Origin of the sequence: Burkholderia sp. BE17 (genome assembly GCF_009362305.1) — a bacterium.
Classification (GTDB): Bacteria; Pseudomonadota; Gammaproteobacteria; order Burkholderiales; family Burkholderiaceae; genus Burkholderia; species Burkholderia pyrrocinia_C.
In genome coordinates, this window is sequence record NZ_WHNU01000121.1 from 1 (window position 1) to 421 (window position 421).

General features: G+C 53.9%; 1 protein-coding gene. It reads left to right on the forward strand.

The window, feature by feature from the left end:
- A partial coding sequence (locus GD429_RS40105; RefSeq protein ID WP_265334725.1) for a LysR substrate-binding domain-containing protein occupies positions 1 to 300 on the forward strand: 300 nt, incomplete at its 5' end.
- Positions 301 to 421 lie beyond the last annotated feature (121 nt).

Genomic DNA, 421 nt, shown 5'->3' on the forward strand with positions numbered 1-421 from the left:
TACATGGGGCGATTGATTAATCGCACCCTGACGCGCCACAGTGAGTTAAGTTTCAGCACCTTTTTTGTCTCTTCGATGAGCGAGCTTTTAAAGCAGGTTGCCCTCGACGGCTGTGGGATTGCCTGGCTGCCGGAGTACGCCATCCAACAAGAAATTCGCAGCGGGAAGCTCGTTGTACTGAATCGGGACGAACTGGTGATCCCGATTCAGGCCTATGCATACCGGATGAATACCCGCATGAATCCCGTTGCCGAACGCTTCTGGCGTGAACTGCGCGAGCTGGAGATTGTGCTTAGCTGACATTCTCCAGCGTCGCACTGCGCCAACCGCCATTATCCCAGACCAGATCAAACGTTAGCGGTTCATCGTCGTGGTACAGCATTATCTCAAGGCTGATCGCCAGAGTGTGGCAGTACGCTTC